This window comes from Actinomadura sp. (assembly GCF_044508335.1).
GTDB lineage: Bacteria > Actinomycetota > Actinomycetes > Streptosporangiales > Streptosporangiaceae > Spirillospora.
In genome coordinates this window covers 1-19,409 of the sequence record NZ_JBIQHY010000034.1, presented here as the reverse complement: position 1 = coordinate 19,409, position 19,409 = coordinate 1, and the positions used below count along the sequence as shown (strand labels likewise).

Annotated in this window: 19 protein-coding genes; 3 read left to right on the top strand and 16 right to left on the bottom strand. The window is 73.2% G+C overall.

From position 1 onward, the window contains the following. Positions 1 to 2 precede the first annotated feature (2 nt). The 7 genes from ACIWVC_RS14695 to ACIWVC_RS14665 all read right to left on the bottom strand — a co-directional run bounded on the left by ACIWVC_RS14695 (position 3) and on the right by ACIWVC_RS14665 (position 6,025). Complete coding sequence (locus tag ACIWVC_RS14695; protein ID WP_396447791.1) at positions 3 to 596, bottom strand: DUF6230 family protein; 594 nt, start codon at positions 594 to 596, stop codon at positions 3 to 5. Between the two features lie 270 nt (positions 597 to 866). After that, positions 867 to 1,478 (bottom strand): two-component system response regulator, encoded by a 612-nt coding sequence (locus ACIWVC_RS14690; RefSeq protein WP_396447792.1) that lies wholly within the window; start codon positions 1,476 to 1,478, stop codon positions 867 to 869. Between the two features lie 71 nt (positions 1,479 to 1,549). Then, positions 1,550 to 2,215 (bottom strand): response regulator, encoded by a 666-nt coding sequence (locus tag ACIWVC_RS14685; RefSeq protein ID WP_396447793.1) that lies wholly within the window; start codon positions 2,213 to 2,215, stop codon positions 1,550 to 1,552. Then, entirely contained in the window at positions 2,212 to 3,510 is a 1,299-nt protein-coding gene (locus ACIWVC_RS14680) for a sensor histidine kinase (protein WP_396447794.1), read from the bottom strand. The genes ACIWVC_RS14685 and ACIWVC_RS14680 overlap by 4 nt, the downstream gene beginning before the upstream one ends. An 85-nt stretch (positions 3,511 to 3,595) precedes the next feature. After that, on the bottom strand, positions 3,596 to 4,474 hold the full coding sequence (locus tag ACIWVC_RS14675) for a cytochrome P450 (RefSeq protein WP_396447795.1): 879 nt from the start codon (positions 4,472 to 4,474) through the stop codon (positions 3,596 to 3,598). Between the two features lie 91 nt (positions 4,475 to 4,565). Next, positions 4,566 to 5,213: a response regulator transcription factor gene (locus ACIWVC_RS14670; protein WP_396454230.1), complete on the bottom strand. Its 648-nt coding sequence runs from the start codon at positions 5,211 to 5,213 to the stop codon at positions 4,566 to 4,568. Then, the gene (locus ACIWVC_RS14665) at positions 5,210 to 6,025 is read right to left on the bottom strand and encodes a sensor histidine kinase (protein ID WP_396454229.1); all 816 of its coding nucleotides are present in this window, start codon (positions 6,023 to 6,025) and stop codon (positions 5,210 to 5,212) included. The genes ACIWVC_RS14670 and ACIWVC_RS14665 overlap by 4 nt, the downstream gene beginning before the upstream one ends. 674 nt (positions 6,026 to 6,699) lie before the next feature. Between ACIWVC_RS14665 and ACIWVC_RS14660 the strand changes: the two genes are divergently transcribed. After that, positions 6,700 to 7,842: a Rieske (2Fe-2S) protein gene (locus ACIWVC_RS14660; protein WP_396454228.1), complete on the top strand. Its 1,143-nt coding sequence runs from the start codon at positions 6,700 to 6,702 to the stop codon at positions 7,840 to 7,842. A gap of 199 nt (positions 7,843 to 8,041) precedes the next feature. Further along, on the top strand, positions 8,042 to 8,191 hold the full coding sequence (locus ACIWVC_RS14655; protein ID WP_396454227.1) for a hypothetical protein: 150 nt from the start codon (positions 8,042 to 8,044) through the stop codon (positions 8,189 to 8,191). On the opposite strand, the gene ACIWVC_RS14650 is transcribed toward ACIWVC_RS14655, so the two are convergent. The 9 genes from ACIWVC_RS14650 to ACIWVC_RS14610 form a co-directional block, all read right to left on the bottom strand. Further along, a complete protein-coding gene (locus tag ACIWVC_RS14650; protein ID WP_396454226.1) occupies positions 8,188 to 9,102 on the bottom strand; it encodes a hypothetical protein in 915 nt (304 codons plus the stop codon). The two genes, ACIWVC_RS14655 and ACIWVC_RS14650, sit on opposite strands and share 4 nt — an antisense overlap. A 25-nt stretch (positions 9,103 to 9,127) precedes the next feature. After that, the gene (locus ACIWVC_RS14645; protein ID WP_396447801.1) at positions 9,128 to 9,844 is read right to left on the bottom strand and encodes a sugar transferase; all 717 of its coding nucleotides are present in this window, start codon (positions 9,842 to 9,844) and stop codon (positions 9,128 to 9,130) included. 2 nt (positions 9,845 to 9,846) lie between these two features. Continuing rightward, entirely contained in the window at positions 9,847 to 11,130 is a 1,284-nt protein-coding gene (locus tag ACIWVC_RS14640) for a lipopolysaccharide biosynthesis protein (RefSeq protein WP_396447802.1), read from the bottom strand. Then, positions 11,127 to 12,440 (bottom strand): O-antigen ligase family protein, encoded by a 1,314-nt coding sequence (locus ACIWVC_RS14635; protein ID WP_396447803.1) that lies wholly within the window; start codon positions 12,438 to 12,440, stop codon positions 11,127 to 11,129. The genes ACIWVC_RS14640 and ACIWVC_RS14635 overlap by 4 nt, the downstream gene beginning before the upstream one ends. Then, positions 12,437 to 13,657: a glycosyltransferase gene (locus ACIWVC_RS14630; RefSeq protein ID WP_396454225.1), complete on the bottom strand. Its 1,221-nt coding sequence runs from the start codon at positions 13,655 to 13,657 to the stop codon at positions 12,437 to 12,439. The genes ACIWVC_RS14635 and ACIWVC_RS14630 overlap by 4 nt, the downstream gene beginning before the upstream one ends. Before the next feature lie 10 nt (positions 13,658 to 13,667). Then, positions 13,668 to 14,834 carry an SDR family NAD(P)-dependent oxidoreductase gene (locus ACIWVC_RS14625; RefSeq protein WP_396454224.1) on the bottom strand — a complete coding sequence of 389 codons (1,167 nt, stop codon included), beginning with the start codon at positions 14,832 to 14,834 and terminating at the stop codon, positions 13,668 to 13,670. Positions 14,835 to 14,836: 2 nt separating this feature from the next. Further along, the gene (locus tag ACIWVC_RS14620) at positions 14,837 to 15,988 is read right to left on the bottom strand and encodes a DegT/DnrJ/EryC1/StrS family aminotransferase (protein WP_396447807.1); all 1,152 of its coding nucleotides are present in this window, start codon (positions 15,986 to 15,988) and stop codon (positions 14,837 to 14,839) included. A gap of 4 nt (positions 15,989 to 15,992) precedes the next feature. Continuing rightward, positions 15,993 to 17,360, bottom strand: coding sequence for a hypothetical protein (locus ACIWVC_RS14615; RefSeq protein WP_396454223.1), 1,368 nt, complete (start codon positions 17,358 to 17,360; stop codon positions 15,993 to 15,995). A gap of 115 nt (positions 17,361 to 17,475) precedes the next feature. After that, complete coding sequence (locus ACIWVC_RS14610) at positions 17,476 to 18,132, bottom strand: response regulator (protein WP_396447809.1); 657 nt, start codon at positions 18,130 to 18,132, stop codon at positions 17,476 to 17,478. 226 nt (positions 18,133 to 18,358) lie between these two features. Between ACIWVC_RS14610 and galE the strand changes: the two genes are divergently transcribed. Beyond that, on the top strand, positions 18,359 to 19,363 hold the full coding sequence (gene galE / locus ACIWVC_RS14605) for a UDP-glucose 4-epimerase GalE (RefSeq protein WP_396447810.1): 1,005 nt from the start codon (positions 18,359 to 18,361) through the stop codon (positions 19,361 to 19,363). The last annotated feature ends 46 nt before the right edge of the window (positions 19,364 to 19,409 follow it).

Here is a 19,409-nt window from a genome sequence, read left to right as displayed (position 1 = left end):
GCTCAGAAGCACTCGGCGCCGAGCTTCATGCTGAGGTCGCTCAGCTTGAAGGTGCCCGCGGTGGTCGCCCACGCGACCTGCCGCACGTTGCTCAGCTCGATCTTGGACGCCTGCTGGCCGAACATCCCCGCGGGCCCCTGGGCGCCGCGCGGGCCCTTGTCCAGGGTGCTGGCGTCCCGGCCGATCTCGATGTTGGAGAACTCGGCGTCGGCGTTCAGCTGCTCCACGTCCAGTACGAGGTCGGTGGCCTGGACCGGCTTGGCGCCCGTCCCGGCGGTCAGCCGCAGCGTGAACGGGCCGACCTTCACCGACTGGCACATGTTGCGGATCTGCGCGGACTTGATGCCGGAGATCTGCACCGGGTGCTTCTCCCCGCCCTTGCCGGCGTCGACCCCGCCGTACTGGACGAAGCCCGTCCCGGTGAGGGAGTCGGCGCTGACCTTGAAGCTGCTGCCGGACACGGCGAAGGAGGAGGCGATCGCGCCCTGCGCGGTCATGAACATCAGGGCGCCGGCGCCGAGCGCGGCGGGGGCTGCGATGGCCGCGAACCGCTTCCAGCGGACGCGGCCGACGGCGGGACCGGGGGAGTCGGACATGGGGGTTGCTCCTGGGGGTCTAGGGGTCCGGACGGACACGGCGATACCGGCCGATCTCGTGACGGTGAGTGCAAGTTACTACCAAGTACTTACTTGCGACAAACCGGATCACGGAGTCGCGAGGTAAAGAATATGGCGCTGACCTGCGAAGTCTTTTGAGCTCGATGTCAATAACGACCGGCGAGGTCAACTAGTATCAACTACCGAGTGTGATGGTCACGGGCCATAGATCCCGGGCCGCGGGGGCCGAAGGTCCCGAAACGGGCCGGCTCAGGAGCCGGCGGAGAAGGCGTCCAGCGCGAGGCGGAGCGCGCCGACGTGCTCGGCGAGGGCGTCGGCCGGCTCCCCGGACCGCAGCCGCGCGACGTCGTCCTCCACCTTGGACAGCCGCTCGTCGAGGGCCGCGAGCAGCCGTTCGCAGCCCGCCAGGGCGCCGCCGGCGTCGTCCCCGCCGAGGGTGCTGCGCAGCAGCCTCGCCTGCCGCTTCAGCTCCAGGTTGCGGCGGTGCAGGTCGACGAACACCGACACCTTCGCGCGCAGCAGCCACGGGTCGAACGGCTTGGTGAGGTAGTCGACGGCGCCGGCCGCGTACCCCCGGTACGCCTGCTCGCCCGCGCCGCCGCCGGCGGTGAGGAAGATGATCGGGATGTCCCGGGTGCGCGACCTGGACTTGATGTGCTCGGCGGTCTCGAAACCGTCCATCTCCGGCATCACGACGTCGAGCAGGATCAGCGCGAAGTCGTTGTTCAGCAGCTCCTTCAGCGCCGCCGCCCCGGACGTGACCGGCACGACCTCCACCGGCAGCGCATCGAGCACGGCCGCCAGAGCGGTCAGGTTCTCCTCGCGGTCGTCGACGGCCAGAATCCTCGTGTCGTTCGGCACCGGACTCCCAACGTCGATGGCGTGTCCCGTCCAGTCTGTCATGACCCCGCGGACGGCAGCACCGGCTTCGTCTAGGGCAGCCAGCCCGGTTTGACAAGGCCCGACTCGTAGGCGAAAACCACCAGTTGCGCCCGGTCGCGGGCGCCGAGCTTCACCATCGTGCGGCTGACGTGCGTCTTCGCGGTGGCCGGGCTGACCACGAGGCGGGCCGCGATCTCCTCGTTCGACAGGCCCTCCCCGACGAGCGCCATGACCTCGCGCTCCCGGTCGGTCAGGGCGTTCAGCCGCGGCGAGGGCGCCGGCTCCTTGGCCCGCGCGGCGAACTCGGCGATCAGCCGCCGGGTCACGCTCGGGGACAGCAGCGCGTCGCCGTCCGCGACCGCCCGGACGGCGTGCAGCAGCTCCACCGGCTCGGTGTCCTTCACCAGGAACCCGCTCGCGCCGCCGCGCAGCGCCTCGAACACGTACTCGTCCAGCTCGAACGTGGTCAGGATGACGATCTTCACGCCGTCGAGCCGCTCGTCGGACGCGATCCGGCGGGTCGCGGCGAGGCCGTCCAGGCCCGGCATGCGGATGTCCATCAGGATGACGTCGGGGCGCAGCCGGCGCGCCTGCGCCACCGCCTCCTCGCCGTCGCTCGCCTCCCCGACCACCTCGATGTCGGACTGCGCGTCCAGCAGCGCCCGGAACCCCGCCCGGACGAGCACCTGGTCGTCCGCCAGCACCACCTTGATCACTGTGCGCCCCTCACGTCCTCGCCGTCCTCGTCCAGGGGAAGCGCGGCCCGCACCCGGAACCCGCCGCCCGGGCGCGGCCCTGCGTCGAACGTCCCGCCGAGCGCGGCGGCCCGCTCGCGCATCCCGCGGATGCCGCTGCCGCCCGGCCGGTCGTCCAGCAGGGGCGCGCCCCGGCCGTCGTCCTCGACCCGCACCACGACCTCGTGCTCACCGTAGGCGATGGCGACCCGCGCGGTCACCGGCCCCGGACCGGCATGGCGGGTCACGTTCGTCAGCGACTCCTGGACGATCCGGAACGCGGCGAGGTCGGTGCCCGCGTGCAGCGGCCGCCGCTCCCCGGTGATCTCGGCCTCGACCGCGAGCCCGGCGGCGCGCGCCCGGTCCAGCAGCTCGTCCAGCCGGTCGAGCCCGGCGGTCGGGGCGCGCGGCGCGGTCTCGCCCTGCGACCGCAGCGCGCCGATCACCCCGCGCATCTCGGTGAGCGCCTCCTTGCTCGCGTCCTTGATGGCCGCGAGCGCCGTCCGCGCCTGCTCCGGATTCTGGTCGATGAGGTGCAGCGCGACCCCCGCCTGCACGTTGATCATCGAGATGTTGTGCGCGAGGACGTCGTGCAGCTCGCGGGCCATCCGCAGCCGCTCCTCGCTGGCCTGGCGGCGCTCCTCCTCGGCCCGGACCCGCGCGCTCTCGGCGGCCCGCTGCGCCCGCATCCGGACGAGCTCCGAGCTGACCAGCACCACCAGCGCCCAGCCGACGACGAAGCTCGACCCGCCGGGCGTCGGCTCCTCCACCGGGAACAGCCCGTCCTGCCCGCGCTCGGCGGCCGGGACGCCGATCAGCGCGGTGAGGGAGAAGAACGCCGCCAGCCCGAGGCCCGCCCCGGCCCAGGTGACCAGCCGGTGCCCGGACACGATCGCCGTCATCATCGCGACGACCAGCGCGAGCGGCGCCGGCCCGTAGGTGTAGGCGCGCAGGAAGTACAGCGCCGTCACCGCGGCGACCGCGCACACCGTGAACACCGGGTGCCGGCGCCGCAGCAGCAGGAGCGCCGGCCCGCCGAGCAGCAGCGCGAAGCCGAGCGCGTCGAGGTCGGTGTGCCCCATGCCGCCGGGGCCGCCGCCCCCGTGCTCCCACGGCGGGCCGCCGGACGACCCGTTCGCCCCCGTCCGGTCGCGCTGCGCGCCCAGCGACCCGACGACCTGGACGAACGCCACCAGGGCCGGGACGACCCACACCGGCCACGTGCCGGGCCGCGGCCAGTGCGCCCGGCCCGGACCGGGCGGCGGTGAGGTGCTCATGCCTGCACGGTAGGTCATCGGGGGCCGGCTCCACGTCGGCCTCGGGGAGTGCGCGCCCGTACTCCGCGCGGGGTACGCCGGGCGGTCAGCCGGTCCAGCGGACGGGGAGGTGGGCGAAGCCCCGCCGGACGCTGGAGCGCAGCGGCACCGGCTCGCCCGCCGGCTGCGGCAGGCCCGGCCGTTCGAGCAGCGCGGCCAGCATGGCGCGCAGGTGCACGCGGGCCAGCCGGGCGCCGAGGCACGCGCGGTACCCGTACCCGAAGCACAGGTGCGGCCGGGCGGCCCGGAGGAAGCGGTCCGGGCGGAACCGGCCGGGGTCGGGGAACACCTCGTCGTCGTGGTTCGCCGAGATGAGCGACAGCATCACGTGCTCCCCGGCCAGCAGCGGCACGCCGCCCACGGTCGTCGCGCGCTGCACGGTCCGCCGCACCTGGAGCACCGGCGTCCACCAGCGCAGCATCTCCTCCACGGCGCTGTCGAGCAGCCTGTCGTCGGCCTGCTCCTCGCGCAGCCGGACGTACTCGGCGGGGTGGCGCAGCAGCGCGTACAGCCCTCCGGCGAGGGCGTTCCGCACCGTCTCGGGCAGGTCGTTCGCGACCTCCCCGACGAAGTCGACCGTGTCGCCGGACGGGATGCGGGCGAGCATGGCCCGCGCGGGCGGATCCATGTCGATGAGGGCCGCGTCTCCGGGCGGCGGCGGGGCGTCGCCGCTCGCCGGGCCGTGCGGCGCGCCGTCCGGCTGCGGCGCGAACAGCCCGGGGTTCACGAGGGCGTGGTGGACGTCGCAATAGCGCAGCACGGCCCACGCGCCGGACCGCTCGGCCCCGCCGCCGTCCAGCCACACCACCGGCGTTCGCGACCGGAGCCGTTCGAACCGGTCGTAGGGGACCCCGCGGGCGTAGGTGTCCGCGCGGCCGAGGGCCCCGGCGTCGGAGACGGGTGACGCGCCTCGCCGTTGAGGCATGGGGGAACCTCCTCTCCGAGGCAGACGCTAACGCGTCCCGGCGGAACCCTGAAAGGTCCGGATTCGGCCGTCCCGCACGCGGTTTCGCCCGTCAGCCGGCGAGCCACTCCCCGGTCTCGACGCTGACCAGCCCGTGCCGGGCCGCCTCGATCACCGCCTCCCGCTGCGAGTGCACGCCCAGTTTGGACAGGACGCTCTGCACGTGGCTGCGCGCCGTGCTGCGGGTGACCCCCATCGCCTTGGCGAGCGCCTGCGTGGACTCGCCGCGCGCCAGCCGCGTCAGCACCTCCCGCTCACGCGGCGTGAGGAACTGCGCGATCTTCTGCGCGCGGCTGCGCGGCCGGGCGCCGCCGCGCGGCGCCGGCGGGCCGGCGACGACCTCGCCGTCGGCGACGCGGCGCAGCACGGCGAGGATGTCGCCGGCCTGCTGCCCCTTGTGCGCGAACCCCCGCACGCCCGCCGCGACGCCCGCCTCCAGCACCGGCTGCTCCAGGAAGCCGGTCAGCACGACGAACTTGGTGTGCGCGGCCGAGGCGCGCAGCCGCGGCATCCAGTCGAGCGCGGTGCCGGACGGGAACTGCAGGTCGATCAGGCAGACGTCGGGCTGCCTGGCCCGCAGCACCGGCAGCGCGTCGGCCGGGGAGTAGACCACCCCGACGACGCTGTGCCCGGCGTCCGCCAGCACCAGCGACAGCGACTCGGCGAAGACCGCGTGGTCGTCGCAGATGACCACTCTCATGGATGGGGCCGCCAGTCGTCGGCGAACGCGTCGGCGCCGCCCCGCGACGCGACCGTGTCCGGCGGCGGGGCCGCCGGCAGCAGCATCCGGACGCGTGCCCCGCCCATCTCGCAGGTGCGGATCTCCAGGCTGCCGCCGTAGCCGGAGATGAGGTCGTGCACGATGCCGAGCCCGAGCGACGCGAGGCCCGGCCGCGCCGGGCCGTGCCCCGGGCGGCCCGGGTGCGCGCCCCACCCGGCCCCGAAGCCGGGGCCGTCGTCGTCGACCTGGATGGCGATCCAGCCCTGGTCGGCGTCGACGCGCACGTCCACGCGCCCCGCCGCCACGCGGCACGCGTTGTCGAGGACGTTGCGGACCGCGCGCCACAGCGCCACCGGGTCCATGTGGGCCCACGCCTCGCACCCGGTGAAGCACACCTCGTGCGCGGTGGCGAGCCGCATGCCGGTGACGACCTCGGCGGTCAGCTGGTCCACCCGGAGCCGCTCGGGGCCGGGCAGCGGGCGGCCGGCGCCGTCGTCGTCCTCGTCGAGCCGGCGCAGCAGGTGGTCGAGCCACCGGGTCTCGCCGAGCAGCTGGTCGATGCGGGCCCGGCTGGTGTCGCCGACGTCGTCGGCGACGACGACGGCCGAGGCCAGCATGATGATCGTGCCCAGTTCGTGCCGGATGTCATGGCGGAGCCGGCGCCGCCACAGCACCTGCTCCCCCCGCCCGGACGCCGCCGGCCGGTCCCGCCCGCCGTCGCGCGCGCCCGCGAGCGTCCCCGCGCCCGCGGCGGCTTCCGCCGGGGAGGACCGAGCCCGCCCGTTGTTCATGGAGACCCCCCGTCCACTATTCCAGCACCCTATAGACCGTCACCCCGCCTCCCGGCGGATGTCCAGTCAATTGGCCGCAACAGACCCGTGCCTGACCAGAAGTGGACATGCCGAAGGCGAGCGTAAACTTCCTTCTTTGTCGAAGCGTCTCAGCCAATGTCAGTTCTGCCCTGAGACATTTCATTCATGCCGGTGGCGTAGCCGCTTTGCGCATTCCGGCGGGTGCGCCCCCGGGCGGCGCGCGGGACAGTATCCCCATGCCGACGGTCACATTTCTCGGACATGCGGGGGTGGCGGTGGACGCGACCGCGTTCCACCTGCTCGCGGACCCGTGGCTCGCTCCAACGGGGGCCTTTCTCGGAGCCTGGCACCAGTATCCGAGAAACGATCACCTGGATCTCGCCCCGATCCTCGACGCCGACTGGGTCGCCGTCTCGCACGAGCATCTAGATCATTTCGACCCGTGGGTCCTGGAGCGCCTTCCGGCGCGGACCCGGATCCTCATTCCGCGTTATCCCGGACCCGCCTTCCGGGAACGCATCACGGCCGCCGCCGGCGGCCGCCAGGTAATAGAGATCGAACCCTGGGGGAAATTCCCTCTTGACAATCGCGGGTCCTGGATCACCGTGATTCCAGAACTGTCGCCAATGTGCCACGATGCCGCCTTTCTCATCGTGGCGGACGGCCGCGGCATCCTGCATTGCAACGACGCCCGGCTCACCGCCGCGCAGGCCCGCCGCGCCAAGCACCTCGCGGGCGGCCGGCTCGACCTGATGGCCCTGCAGACCTCCGGCGCGTCCTGGCACCCCATCTGCTACGAGTACCCTCCCGAGGAGATGGCGAAGGTCTCCATGGCCAAGCGGATCTCCAAGCTCCGCGCCGCGCAGCGCCTCGTCCGGCAGACCGAACCGGAGCTGGCCGTCCCCTTCGCGGGCCCGCCCTGCTTCCTCGACGCCGAGGTCTCCCACCTCAACTGGGTCCTCGACCAGCGGGACGGCGCGTTCTGCGACCCGGAGGTCTCCACCGCGTGGCTGCGCGAGCACCTGCCCAAGCAGCGCTGGGACTACTTCCTGCCCGGCGACGCCGTCGACCTCGACACCGGCGACATCACCCGCGACCCGGTCTCCGCGGAGTTCTCCTTCGCCGACGCCGGCGCCTACCTCGACCGCTACGCCGCCGACCGCGCGGAGGCCATCGCCGGCGTCCTCGCCGGCTACCCGGAACCGGGCCCGGACCTGTTCGACCGCTTCAAAGCCCACTTCACCCACCTCGGCGGCCTGAGCGACTACTTCAATCGGCACATCGCCATGATCGTCCGGTTCGAGATCACCGGCCCCAACGGCGGCGTCTGGGACGTCGACTTCGCCCCCGGCGGCGCCACCGTCTCGACCGCCTCCCCGGACGTCCGCCCGCACTACCGGATCACCACCGCCGGCCGCTGGCTGGACACCGTCCTCACCGGCCGCATGGCCTGGGAGGACCTCCTCATCTCCTTCCGCCTCAGCCTCTACCGCGACCCCGACGTCTACAACGACTACCTGGTCGGCCTCCTCAAACACGCCAACGCGCCCGCCCTCCAAGCCGTCGAGGAGTACGAGACCGGCCGCGACGAGTCCGAGCGCATCACCGTCGCCTGCGACGGCGCCCGCTACGACATCCCCCGCTACTGCCCGCACGCCGGCGAAGACCTCTCCGTAGGCGCCGTCGTCCGCGACGGCCAGATCCACTGCCTCGCCCACAACTTCGCCTTCGACCTGGCCACCGGCGAATGCCTGAACGCAAGAGCCGCCAACCTGACCAGTAGAAGGGTGAGCTGAGTTTGCCCAGGGGGAGTGTTGACCCAGGGGGGCGACCCCCTGGGAACCCTTGATCGTGCGGGCTCGGGTTGGTGGCGCTGCGGCTCAGGCCGTGGACGTCCGGGCTTGGGGGTAACGGGAGGGTTACGGGGTGGGATTGGGTGGATCATGGTGTGTTAGGTTCGACCTGGGTTTTCTGGGGGTTGAAGGGGTGCGGGGCTTGGACCGCAAGAAGGTCGGCCTGTTGGCCGTCGCGTTCGTTCTGGTCGTCGGGGTGCTGGAAGTCGTGGCCGTCAGAGTCGGGTCGTTCGACTTCCCGGTGCCGTCCGGCTCGCAGCCGGCCATCGCCGACAAGGCGGGCGGGCACTAGCCGCGGGTGTTGCGGGCCCGGATGAGGGTCTGCAGGTCGGGGTGCTCGCCGCCCGTCGCGTCGGCGAGGGTGGGGCAGGCCCACTGGCCCTGGCGGCCCCACGAGTAGGAGATCTCCAGGGGCGGGCGCGGCGTGAGGCGGTCCCAGCGGGCGAGTATCCTGCGGAACTGCGTCTCCGTCGGCAGCCAGTACTGCTTGTCGCCGCTGGAGCAGCTCTGCCCGAACGTCTGCAGGACGGGCGCGATCCGGGTGCGCGGGATGCCGGCGGCGTCGGCCATCCGGACCATCCGGTCGATCGCCCCGATGTCGCAGTTCTCGCGGGCCTTGGACGAGCCCTTGCACGGGTACGGGTCGAGGCCGATCAGGTCGACCCCGACGCGTTTCGGGGTGAGGGGCTTCATCGGCCAGTCGGTGAGGGAGATGAACGAGACCTGGCCGGGCGCGTTCTGCTCCAGGTACTCGGCGCGGCGGCGGATCTCGCCCGCGACCTTCGGGCAGTCGCGGGTGTTCGGCTCGTCGGACAGGTACCAGCCGTAGACCTTCGGGTCGTGGCCGAACTGGGCGACGGCCCGCTTGAACGCGTCCCAGTCGAGTTCGAAGTCGCCGCAGGTGAAGTTGCCGACCCACAGGAGCGCCTGCATGCCCGCCGGGACGCCGGCGACGAGCGCGGCGTCCGCCTTGACGTCCACCAGGTCGTAGCCGAGGGCCCGGAGGCGGGGGTAGTCGGACGGCTGGGTGTTCAGCGCGATCCGGCGGGTCTTGCCGGCGGCGGGCGTGCCCGGCGAGGCCAGCGGCCCGCGGTACGGCTCGTATCCGGACGACCTGTGCTGCAGGAACAACAGGAACCCGGCCACCAGGACGACCGCGGTCGCGACGGCCGAGAGCTTGAACCGGGCGTCCCGGAAGTCCATGGTGTCTCCCCGATGGCGGGCGGTGTCAGGCCGCGGAGCCGGGTTCGGTGCGCTTCTCCTGCGGTTCCGCGAACGCGCCGGTGATCCGCAGGGGCGGGATCGGGATGCCGAGGATGTGCTTCACCGTGTCCCACAGCGCGCCGAACGTGGCGCGCATCGACGGGTCGCGCAGGTAGACGGCGTCGACGGCGACGCGGGCCGGGACGATCCGCTCGATGTAGTTGACGAGATCGACCTCCTCACCGGGCCCGAGGACGTCGAAGTCGCGGAACCGGACCTCCGAGACGCCGGTCAGGCCGGGGCGGTGGTCGAAGATCCAGCGGCAGTGCTCGGCGTAGTGCTCGGCGAGGTCGTAGGTCTCCGGGCGCGGCCCGACGAGGGTCATCTGGCCGCGCAGCACGTTCACCAGCTGCGGCAGCTCGTCCAGCGACCACTGCCGCAGCAGCTTGCCGACCTTCGTGAGCCGCGGGTCGCAGTTGGCGGTGACGGTGAGGCCGCCGACGCCCTGCCGCATCGTCCGGAACTTGTACATGGTGAACGGCCGTCCGCCCTGCCCGACGCGGGTCTGCCGGAACACGCCGGGGCCGGGGCTGGACAGCCGCACCAGCAGGTAGATGAGCAGCAGCGGGACGCTGAGCAGCAGCAGCCCGGTGAGCGCGCCGGCGATGTCCAGCACGCGGCGGGGCCGCGACGGGGGGACGCCGTCGGACGTGTCGACGGGACGGCTCACGAGCTCGGACATGGTCACCCCTTGTGTTTGACGTGCTGGAACCACACCAGCAGTGCGGCCGTGGTGGCGACGAAGGAGATGGACGTGGCGACGGCCGCGCCGATCGCGCCGTGCGTCGGGATCAGGATGGCGCCGAGGACGACGACCACCACGAGGCCGATGCCCTGTCCGGTCGACGCGGCGCCGGGCCGCCCCACCCCGTACAGGTAGGCCATGACGAGGCCGGTCACCCCGAACGTGACGACGCCGGCGAGCCGGATGTAGGTGGGCACGACCGCGTCGTCGAACACGTCCCCGAAGACCCAGGGCAGCGCGGTCCCGGCGATGAGCGCGAGCGGCAGCGCGGCCAGCGCCGACACGCCCAGCGCGGGCAGGATCAGGCGGGACGTGCGCTTCGTCGCCGTCTCCCGGTCCTCCTTGGCGAAGTCGGGGTACAGGACGTAGTTGACCGCGAGCCCCGGCAGCTGCACCAGCTCGGCGAACTTGCTGGCGACCGTGTAGACGCCGAGCACCTTCGGCCCGGCGAGCGCGCCGAGCAGCGCCATGTCGAAGCGGAGCTGCAGCAGGTCGATGAGCTGGCCGAGGTAGCCGCGGAACCCGTACCCGGCGATGGAGCGGCCGAGCCGCCGGTCGGCGCGCCCCCAGCCGGCGAAGAACCCGCGCCGGGCGAGCCGCCGCGCGATCCACGCCGCGGCCGCGACGTCGGCGAGCACGAGCCCGGTGATGAGCGCGCCGGGCCCGTACCAGCCGGTCAGGATCACCAGGTAGATCGGCAGGAACACGAACTCCTCGACGGCGATGGCGAGGCTCGCGCCCGGCTGGTCGTCGGTGCCCTGGAGCAGGCCCTTGCCGACCGACACGAAGCCCTGGGTGAAGGACGGCGCGGCGGCGGCGATCGTGACCCAGATCCCGAACGATTTGAAGAACACCAGGTAGAACAGGGGGCTGAGGGCCAGCCAGCCGATCCCGGAGGCCGTCGCGCCGATCACGGTGAGCCAGGCGAGCGTGGGCCGCACCCGGCTCTGGTCGTAGTCGGAGCGGGCGAGGAAGAACGGCGCCGCGCCCGGGAGCCCCGCGCTGGACAGCTGGCACAGCAGCCCCGGCAGGATCCGGACGAGGGTGAACGCGCCGACGAGCTTCGGCCCGCCGATCCGCGCGACGAGGATCGTCGCGATGCCGAGCGACCCGAGCGCCCCGATCCGTCCCGCCATGTTCCCCGCGACCAGCGCGACGAGCCGCCGCCGGAGCCGCGACTCCGGTGCGGGCGCGACGGCGGCGGGGGACTGCGTGTCGGTCATCGCGCTTCCTCGCTTTCACGGGTGGGGCCGCCGGGGGGCTCCGCCCGGCCGAAGCAGTCGAGGGCGGCGATCAGGCCGAAGAACGCCCAGCCGTGGCGGTAGTGGAGGGTCTCGTAGAACAGCCCGGAGACGAGGAAGACCGCGACGAGCGCGCCGAACAGCTCGGGCCGCGGGACGAGCCGCGCGTACTCGGCGGTCAGGGCGCCGCGCCGGGCGATCCGCACGCACTTCAGCAGCAGGACGAACACCAGCGTGATGAGCGCGACGCCGCCGAGGAAGCCGCGTTCGAGCACGGACGCCACGTAGTCGTTGTGCGCCTCGCGTACGTAGGTCTCCTGCCGCACCAGCATCTGCTTCTCGGTCTGGCCCGGCCCGATGCCCCACGGGTGCGTCTGGTCGTCGATCATCTGGATGGTGGTGGCGAGGACGGTGCTGCGCGAGTTGGTGCTCTCCCCGGTCGTCCGGCCGATGGAGTCGCGCAGGATCGGCGACGCCTGGCTGGCCCGGTCCAGCAGCGGCTGGACGTTCACGGTCGAGACGACCGCGGCGGCGCCGCCGCCGACGAACACGGCGAGCGCGCCGACGGCGACGGCGTGGTGCGCCTTGCCCTCGCGGAACAGCCGGAACAGGTAGCCGAGCAGGACCGCGACGCACAGCGCGAGCAGCCCGCCGTTCGAGCCGGTCAGCAGCTCGGCGGCGATCAGCACGCCGCAGACCGCGAAGCGCCGCCGGGCCGTCTCGGGGAAGCGGCTCGCGCGGGCGATGAAGAAGACGCAGATGAACCAGTTGGACGCGTAGTTGGCGTCGCCGAAGGTGAACATCGCGCGTTCGCCGTCGACCTGCTTGCCCGACAGCGCCTCGATGCCCAGCACGAAACCGACGATCATCACGACGGCGTAGAACGTGCCGATCCACACGAACGCGCGCAGCGCGAGGCGCAGCAGGGACGCGTCGCGCCCGAAGTTGGCGATGGCGACCGCCCACAGCAGGACGAACAGGTCCTTGGCGAGGGTGAGCCCGCCCGCGTCGTTGACCACGGCCGCGATGCCGCCCGCGATGATCGTCATGAGGGTCGGGATGAGGAACGGCCACCGGATCGGCAGCCGCCGGGTGCCCGCCCACAGCAGCAGCGTCGCGGTGACGCCGACGAGCACGAGGTCGGGCAGGCCGGTGTTGCCCGGCCCGGGCGCCAGCCCGGCCGGCATCAGCATCGGCAGCGAGGCGATGCCCGCGACGATCATGACCGCCGGCAGCCGGGTGCGGCGGGTCAGCGGCGGCGGCGCGGGCGGCGCCTCGGTGATCGCGGTCATGGGCGCGCGGAGCTCCCCCGGTAGACCTCGTCCAGGACGGTCCCGAGGTGGGCGGGCGAGAACCAGTCGCCGACCCGCGCGCGGGCGCGTTCCGCCATGCGGGCCGCGGCGGCCGGGTCGTCGAGCAGCGCCGACACCGCGGCGGCGAGCCCGTCCGGGTCCTCCGGCCGGACCAGCATCCCCGTCTCACCCGCGAGGACGAGGTCCTGGTTGGACGGGACGGCGGTCGCGACCAGCGGGACGCCCGCCCCGATCGCCTCGACCAGCACGCACGGCAGCCCCTCCCACCGGCTCGCCATCGCCATCACGTCGAACGCGGGCAGCACGTCGGCGACGTCGCCGCGGTGCCCGAGCCAGCGCATCCGCTCGGCGACGCCGAGCTTCTCGGTGAGCTCGGCCAGCTCGTCCGCCATGGGGCCGCCGCCGACCCACAGCCCGAACACGTCGTCCGGCAGCCGGGCGATCGCCTTCACGAAGATCTCCGGGCCCTTCTGGAACGTCAGCCGCCCGATCGACCCGACGACCTTCACGCCGAGCGGCAGGTCGAGGCGGCGGCGGGCCTGCGCGCGGGAGCCGGGCGCGGCGGCGTAGGCGTCCACGTCCACGGCCGGCCAGGACAGCCGCACCCGCTCCGGCGTGGTCAGCCCGAGCCGCAGCGCCGTGGTGACCGTCTCCGACCCGATCGCGAGGAACGCGTCGGTGCGCTTGGCGGCGATCCGTTCGAGACGTATATATACGCGTCGCCGCGGCCACGACTGGAACTCGTTGAACGGGAACCCGTGCCAGGTGTGCACGATGCGGGGCACGCCCGCGCGGGCCGCCGCGATCCGCCCGATCACGCCGCCCTTCGCGCTGTGCGTGTGGACGACGTCGTACCGGCCGTCCGCGAGCACGCGGGTCAGCGTGCGCAGCGCGGCCAGGTCGTCGCGCGGCGAGATCTGCGGCACCAGCGGCCCCACCTGGACGATCTCCATCCCGGCGGCGTGCGCCTGGGGGGTGAGGTCACCGGCGGCGGCGTTGGCGACGGCATCGTCCCCGTAGAGGACGCTGTTTCCGATGGACGCTGCCGTGCTGTCCATGCCGACGCCGCCGGTGACGATCGCGCGCTCGTAGCCGCCGTCGGGGAGGGCCAGCGCGCCGTTCAGCGCGACCTGCCCGGCCCCGCCGTTGAAGCGGGTGATCACCGTGGCGACTCTGAGCTTCCTCGTGGTACTCAACTGGCACACCTCACAGGCCGGGCGGGTCGGGGCTGCACTGCGCGCCGCAGAGGCAGGGCGGCGCGGGCGGCGGGGGCTCGGCGGGGTCGGGCCGCCGCACCGGGTGGTATTCGGGCAGCAGCCGGCGCAGCAGCAGCCGCACCGCTTCGTCGTCGCCCGCCCCGGCCGCCGCCTCCAGCTCGTCCAGCAGCTGCGGCAGCCCGGCGGGCGGCGCGGCGGGCCGGGTCGCCCAGATCTTCGGGTGCGCGGTGCGGATCCGGCGCTCGGAGTCGGCGAACGCCTTCTCCGCGAGCTTCTCGCCGGGCCCGAGCCCGCTGAACCGGATCGTCACCTCCGGCAGCCGCAGCTGCTCGGCGTACCGGTGCACGAGGTCGACGACCGGGACGGGCCGGCCCATGTCGAGGACGAACGTCTCCGCCTCCTCCGCCATCGCCGCCGCCTCGATCAGCAGCCCCGCCGCCTCCCGCACCGTCATGAAGTGGCGGGCGACCTCGGGGTGGGTGATCGTGACGACCTCGCCGGAGGTGATGCGGTGCGCGAGCAGCGGCAGCAGCGACCCGGTCTCGCCGATCACGTTGCCGACGCGGACGGCGGCGAAGCACGTCGGGCCGGGCGTCGCGGTCCGCAGCAGCAGCTCCCCGAGCCGCATCGTCGCGCCGAACACCGAGGTCGGGTCGGCGGCCTTGTCGGAGGAGACGAACACGACCCGCTCCGCCCCGTGCCGCACCGCCGCGTCGATCACGTGCCGGGTGCCGAGGACGTTGTGCGCGACGCCCCGGCACGGGTCGCGTTCGACGTCCGCCAGCTCGTTGCGGCCCGCCGTGTGGAACAGCAGGTCGGGGCGGGCCGCCTCGATGACCTCGCCGACGCGCCGCTCGTCGCGCACGTCGGCCCGGGCCGGGATGGCGTCGGCCAGCTCGCCGCTCAGCCGGGCGAGGCCGTCGCCGTCCCGGTCGAGCAGGATCAGCGCGGCCGGTTCGAGCCGCCCGACCTGGTGGCAGAGGGCGCGGCCGACCGTCCCGCACGCCCCGGTGACCAGCACCCGCCGGCCGCGGACGAGCCGCCGCCCGCGATGCCGCGCCATGACCACCTCGTCCCGCCCCATCAGCAGGGCGAGCGGGCTGACCGGGACCGGCGCGGGGGTCCCGATGCGGCGGCGCGGCAGGAACCGTCGCACGGTCAGTCCCGGGTCCGCGTCCGCAACGCCTCGGTGAGCGCGGCGACGACGCGGTCGACGCCGTCGTCCGTCAGCCCCGGGTACATCGGCAGCGACAGCAGCTCCTCGCCGACCCGGTCGGTCACCGGCACCCGCGCGCACTCCTCGGCGCCCAGGATCTCCTGGTAGGCGGTCATCTGGTTCGCCGGGATGAAGTGCACGGACGTCGCGACGCCCGCCGCCTCCAGCTCGCCGCTGATCGCGTCGCGGTCCGGGACGCGGACCTGGTAGAGGTGCCAGGCGTGCCGGATCCCGGCCAGGTTCCGCTGGGGGAGGACCAGGCCGGGGAGGTCCCGCAGCGCCGCGTCGTAGCGGGCGGCGATCTCGGCGCGCCGCTCCTGCCAGCCCGGCAGCGCCGCGAGCTGCGCCCGCCCGATCGCCGCCTGGACGTCGGTCATGTTCGCCTTCAGCCCGACCCGTTTGACGTCGTACCGCCAGCTGCCGCCGGGGAGGTAGCGCTTCCAGGAGTCCTTGCTCATCCCGTGCATCCGCATCGCGCGGACCCTGTCGGCGAACTCCCGGTCGCTGGAGGCCACCGCGCCGCCCTCGCCGATCGGCAGGTTCTTCGTCGCGTAGAAGGAGAAGCACGCGGCGAACGACTCCGCGCCGACGTTCCTGCCGCCGCGCGCGGCGCCGGGGCCGTGGGCGGCGTCCTCGACGACCCTCGTCCGGTCGAGCCCGGCCGCCTCCGCCAGCGCGGCCACGTCCACCGGGTACCCGCCCTGGTTCTGGACGATCATCGCCGCCGGGGCGGCGCGCCCGGCCGCCGCCTTCACCGTCTCCGGGCTCGGCACCAGCGTGTCCTCGTCGATGTCGACCAGCACCGGCCGGTGCCCCGCGTGCAGGATCGCGTTGATCGCGCCGCAGAACGTCAGGCTCGGCGTCAGCACCGCCGAACCGGGCGGCAGGTCCAGCGCGCGGAGGCACAGCTCCAGCGCGGTCGTGCACGATGCCACCGCCACGACGTGCGCGGCGCCCAGGTGGTCGGCGAACTCCTGCTCGAACGCGGCGGTCTGCGGGCCCGTCGTGATCCAGCCCGAGTCGAGCACCTTGACGACCGCGTCGGACACCTCGCCGGCCACCGGCGGGACCGTGAACGGAACGGACGAACTCATCTGGCTACCCCCTGCTCTTCCGGGACGCGGAGACCTTCCGGGACGTGGCGACGACGCCGAGCAGCGGCCAGCCCGACGCGGCGACCAGATCGCGGACCGTCTCCAGCCCCGCCACCCGCGTCACCGGCCCGACCGCCACGACCACGCCGACCACCTCGTCCGAGCCCGGATCGACGTCCTCGAACGCGTGCACATGACAGAGCCGGCGCACCGGAACCGGCTGGGTGACCTCCGAGGGCGACACCTCGGACTTCTTCGTCATCACCGCGGTGCCGCCGGCGCGGACCACCGAGGTGCTCTTCTTCGTCCCGCCCGGCCCGCTGCTGTTCAGCGACGGCCCGCCGCCGCCGTCGTCGCCCGGCTCGTCCTTGTTCCCGGGCCGGGCCGTGACGACCTTCGTGTCGTCCCCGTACACCGCGGACGCCACCGCCGACACCAGGTCCGCGGGCAGCGGTCCGGGCGCGCCGACGAGCGTGACCCGCCCGACGCCCTCCTTCTTGGCGGCCAGCCGGATGCGCCGCCCGAGGTCGGCGAGCTGCGCCGGCCCCCGGTCGGCCCAGCCGAGCAGCGGCACCCCGAGCCGCCGGGCGACCCGCCGCTGCCCAGGGATCGTGGGACGGACCATCTCCGTCACCACCGCGATCAGGATCCCGCCGATCAGCCCGACCAGGCCCGCGATCGACGCCATCATGACCACCGGGTTCGTGCGCGGCGCCAGCACCGCCGGCTGCACCACCGACGCCGTGCCCGCCGTGGACAGCTGCGTCTGCAGGTCCGAGCGGTTCGCGCGCAGGTCGGTCAGCTCCGCCTGCACCCGCTCCCGCTCGTTCGCGGCGCCGATGTCGGGGTTCGGCTGCGCGTTCGCCCGCCGCGACAGCGGCCCGAGCTTCTTCTCCAGCTCCCGGACGCGCTTGTCGATCTGGTCCATCTGCTGCGTGATCGCGCCCTGGTTGGAGGTGTTGATCTCCTTGACGACCGCGGCGCCGATCGCGTCCGCGAGCCGCCGCGCCACCTCCGGGTCGGGGTCCTTCACCGACAGCTCGACGATCGTGGACGTGCCGAGCCCGGTCACCTCGATCGCCTTGGCGACCTTCAGCGTCGAGCGGTCGACCCGCTGCTGCCGCAGCACCTCGGTGAGCAGGTTCTCGCTGGTCGCGAACGCCTTCACCTGGCTGACCACGATGGACACGCCCGCGTCCCCGGGGGCGGCGTCGGTCGCGCGGCTGCTCGCCTGCAGGCGCGACTTCGCGACCGACGGCGGCTCCTGCCCGCCCATCACCAGGCCCACCAGCACCAGCGGGACCACCGTCATGACCAGCAGAAGCGCCCAGTAGCTGCGAACCACCCGCGCCGCGACCTCGTCGATCTCCACGATCTTCCCTCCGGGTTCGTCACGGCGAGCGTAAGGAGGGGCTTCAGCGGAGCAATCGCCCAAACGACGACCCCGGACTACGCCTTTTGCACCAGGGGCGCCGGCGCCCCGGGAGTCAGCCGGACGGCCGCATGCCGGCCCGCATCGCGAGCGTGATCGCCTCCAGCGCCGAGTGCAGCCCGAGCTTCGCCAGCAGGTTCTGCGTGTGCGTCCGGACGGTGTTGGCCGACAGCCCGAGCCGCTCGGCGATCTCGGCGCGCCCCAAGCCGTCCACCATGCACTGCAGCACCTCGCGCTCCCGCGGCGTCAGCTCCGCCAGCAGGCCGGAGCTCTCGGCCCCGCCGCCCTCCCGGACGAGCCTGCGCAGCACGTCGCCCAGCACGTCCGGCGGAATCCACCCGCCCTGCCGCGCCGCCGACCGGATCACCCGCGCCACCAGATCGGCGCTCTCGGTCTTCTCCAGCCAGCCGACCGCGCCGCGCCGGACGGCCTGCACCATCGCGTCCGGGTCGCTCATCGCGGTCAGCACGACGACGCGGACGTCCGGGTGGTCCGCGCGGACCCGGTCCAGGACGTCCAGGCCGCTCTCGGCGCCCAGCATCAGGTCGAGGACGAGCACCCGGGGGCGCTCGGTGGCGGCCAGCGCGAGTGCGCGCCGCACGTCGGCGGCGATCGGCAGGATCACCAGATCGGGCTCGCGCCCCAGCCGCGCCGCGAGGGCCTCGGCGAACAGCGCGTGATCGTCCACGATGAGGACGCGGATCGGTTCCATCCACCGACCATGACCGCTGCGCGCGCCGGGCGGATCCTGCAAACGCTGTACTCCGTCCGGACCCGGCCGCGGGGGAGGGTCGCGTGCGCGGACGCACTCGCGCCGCGTCCGGTTCACCGGCGTCCTAACCCGGTCACCTTCCGTGCGGGACATTGACCGTCCGCGACCGCCTGCGGATCCTGTGCGTGTCATTTCAGGGGACGCACTGGCCTGCAGGGGATGCCACATGAAAGTGCTGATCACTGGGGGAGCCGGGTTCATCGGCAGCACGATCGCCTCCGCCTTCGCCGAGCGCGGCGTCACGCCCGTCGTGCTCGACAGCCTGGTCACGGGCCGGTCCGAGTTCGCCGCCGGCAAGATCTTCTACAAGGGCGACATCGGCGACGGCGACCTGGTCGACGAGATCTTCCGCGACCACCCCGACATCGCCGCGACCGTCCACTGCGCCGCGCTGATCGTGGTGCCCGACTCGATGGCCGACCCGCTGCGCTACTACCGGGTCAACCTGTCCAAGACCCTCGACCTCGCCGGCCACCTCGTGCGCAACGGCTGCGACCGGATGATCTTCGCGTCCACCGCCGGGATGTACCGCCCGGAGCCCGACCTCTCGGTCACCGAGACGTCCTTCCTCGAACCGCAGAACCCGTACACCCGCTCGAAGATGATGGCGGAGCTCCTCCTGCAGGACTTCTGCAAGGCCTACGACTTCCGCGTCATCTCGCTGCGCTACCTCAACCCGATCGGCGCCGACCCCCGGCTGCGCACCGGCCTGCAGAGCAGCAAGCCCACGCACGCCCTCGGCAAGATGATCGAGTGCCACACTCTCGGCGTCCCCTTCAAGATCACCGGAGTGGACTGGGAGACCCGGGACGGCACCGCGATCCGCGACTACATCCACGTCTGGGACATCGCCCGCGCCTTCTACGAGGCCGCAGCCCGCTTCGACTCGATCATCCCGCCGGTCGGCGACCACCCCCGGTACGAGGTGATCAACCTCGGCACCGGGGACGGCACCACCGTCCGCGAGCTGGTCGCCGCCTTCCGCGAGGTGGTCGGCGACTCCTTCGTCGCCGAGGACGCCCCGGCCCGCCCCGGCGACGTCGTCGGCGCCTACGTCAAGCCGGACAAGGCGTGGGACCTCCTCTCCTGGAAGCCCGAGTACACCATCGAGGACGCCATCCGCCACTCCCTGCAGTGGGCCGAACGCCGCCGCGACCTCGACGTCGCCTAATGGGAGCTACCGGGTCGGCCGCCGCTGGCAGACTCGGTGCCTGGTA